The sequence below is a fragment of the Bacillus sp. C30 genome (genome assembly GCF_040838255.1).
Classification (GTDB): Bacteria; Bacillota; Bacilli; order Bacillales; family Bacillaceae_G; genus Bacillus_A; species Bacillus_A mycoides.
The window spans coordinates 1-1,946 of record NZ_JBFPJH010000496.1 but is presented as its reverse complement, the minus strand read 5'-3'; the positions used below and the strand labels follow the sequence as shown (position 1 = coordinate 1,946).

General features: G+C 34.0%; 3 protein-coding genes and 1 pseudogene. 2 read left to right on the top strand and 2 right to left on the bottom strand.

All coding sequences use genetic code 11. From position 1 onward, the window contains the following. The first annotated feature begins 52 nt into the window (after positions 1 to 52). A complete protein-coding gene (locus AB3X49_RS22170; RefSeq protein WP_002127880.1) occupies positions 53 to 433 on the top strand; it encodes a VOC family protein in 381 nt (126 codons plus the stop codon). Positions 434 to 485: 52 nt separating this feature from the next. Further along, complete coding sequence (locus tag AB3X49_RS22165; protein WP_002127881.1) at positions 486 to 971, top strand: GNAT family N-acetyltransferase; 486 nt, start codon at positions 486 to 488, stop codon at positions 969 to 971. Positions 972 to 1,071: 100 nt separating this feature from the next. Here AB3X49_RS22165 and AB3X49_RS22160 read toward each other — a convergent pair whose 3' ends face one another. Together AB3X49_RS22160 and AB3X49_RS22155 are read right to left on the bottom strand one after the other, a co-directional pair. Then, positions 1,072 to 1,617 carry an NADPH-dependent FMN reductase gene (locus tag AB3X49_RS22160; protein WP_262449228.1) on the bottom strand — a complete coding sequence of 182 codons (546 nt, stop codon included), beginning with the start codon at positions 1,615 to 1,617 and terminating at the stop codon, positions 1,072 to 1,074. A 90-nt stretch (positions 1,618 to 1,707) separates the two neighbouring features. Next, positions 1,708 to 1,847, bottom strand: a pseudogene (locus AB3X49_RS22155) (sigma-70 family RNA polymerase sigma factor); the annotation flags it as partial. Between the last annotated feature and the right edge of the window lie 99 nt (positions 1,848 to 1,946).

Sequence of the window (1,946 nt, the reverse complement as noted above, 5' to 3'; positions counted from 1 at the left end):
ATTACAGAGTACATATTTTTTAATTTACATAAAGAATGGGTTGGTGAAACGAATGAAAATCGAACATATAGCAATTTGGGTAAATGATTTAGAATTAATGCGTACTTTCTATACAAAGTACTTTAACGGTAAAGCAAACTCTTTATATCATAATGAAGCGAAACACTTTGAATCTTATTTTATTACGTTCGAATCTGGAGCGCGCCTTGAAATTATGCGTAAGAAAGGCATAGAAAACGAGCCTAACCTAAATATCACTGGCTATGCACACATGGCTTTCTCTGTTGGTAGTGAAGAACGTGTAAATGAACTAACAAAAACGTTAAAAGAAGCTGGTTCTCCTTTATTAAATGGACCACGTTTCACTGGAGATGGCTATTACGAAAGTGTAATTAGTGATCCGGAAGGCAATCAAATAGAGATCACTATTTAACTATCGTTTATCTTTTCTGAAGAACTAATAAAAATTCGTTTGGAGGAACCCTATGCATAAACTGCATTTCAAAAAATTTGAAGCAACAGATTTTAGTCCATATTTCCAGCTCGTATCAAATGAAAGAGTGATGGCACAAATTACAGAGCGTGCTATTCCGCTAGAAGAGGCACAAAACGACTATGAAAAATTGTTAAGGCGCAATGAAAAGCATAAACTGTTTGGGTCTTATAAAGTTTATGACAGTGCAACAAATGAATTTATCGGCCTTGGACATGTAACAGTGAATGAAGATAATGTAAAAGAAGCTGAAATTGGGTATATGATTTTGCCAGAGCACTGGGGAAAAAGATATGGTAGTTATATCGCAAGAGAATTAATTGAAATAGCGAAGCAGACAGATGTAAGCGTACTAAAAGCAATTATCGATCCGAGCAATACCCCCTCTCGGAAGATTTTACTAAACGTTGGTTTTACATCTGAAAAAGTTTGCGAGATTGATGGATTGCCTGGGGAGATTTTGAGTACATATATTTAACTATATAAAAAGGCAATGCTACATTTGAACTAACCGTAGCATTGCCTTTATCTTTTTTTATTATAAAAGTCCCATTTTCACCTTAATACGAACTAAATCACTATTTCTTTATCTCGTCTACTACACTTTGAACTAAAGAGATAAGAGCTTTCTTTGTATCCTCATCTGTTACTTTTGCATCATCACTAAATTTAGTTCGCACAGATGGGATTAATAACGAGCCATTTTGAACGACAATTGTATCTAGCATACCTAGTGTAAGTAATAAAGATTCCTGGGCTTTATCCCCTCCCGCAATTGATGGTGAAGCTGTTATAATAGCCACTGGCTTTTTATAAAGTTCCGCTGATGAAACAAGCCATTCTAAAGCATTCTTCAAAACTCCTGGAATACTTTTTGCATACTCTGGTGTACAAATAATAAGTGCATGTGCTTCACTTAATGTCTTTCGAAATTCTTCAACAACAACCGGTGCTCCAACTCGATCTACATCCGGATTAAAATGAGGTAGTTCCTCTATCCCATTATAAATAGTGTAATCTATACCTTCTGGAATAAATGCTGCTAAAGTTTTTAATATGTTTGTGTTGGATGATCCTTCCCTAATACTTCCTGAAATCGCTATGATTTTTTTGTGTATACTCATATGATCCCCTCCTACAAACATCATACTTATGCAGCCAGAGAAAAATCAAAAATATTGAACTATTTAACAAGCTGTACATTCATCAATTTTGACATCTTGCTTTTGATTCCCTAATAAAAATACTACTGTCTATAAATATCTTTACTTGTTAATTTATAAATAACTCGAAAGGCTTCTTGGTCTCCAGACTCCATTTTATACAGCCATTCTTTTAATTCTACTTCATCCAAAATTACGTTACCCTCTCATGATCTTTCACACTATATTCGCCCGTTTCTCACAAAAGGTTCATTTTACATAAAAATTTATTTATTACAATAAAGATATAC

Bases quoted from the DNA above. Each gene is read 5' to 3' on its own strand.
- AB3X49_RS22170 (WP_002127880.1), top strand. From the start codon at position 53: ATGAAAATCGAACATATAGCAATTTGGGTAAATGATTTAGAATTAATG.
- AB3X49_RS22165 (WP_002127881.1), top strand. From the start codon at position 486: ATGCATAAACTGCATTTCAAAAAATTTGAAGCAACAGATTTTAGTCCA.
- AB3X49_RS22160 (WP_262449228.1), bottom strand. From the start codon at position 1,617: ATGAGTATACACAAAAAAATCATAGCGATTTCAGGAAGTATTAGGGAA.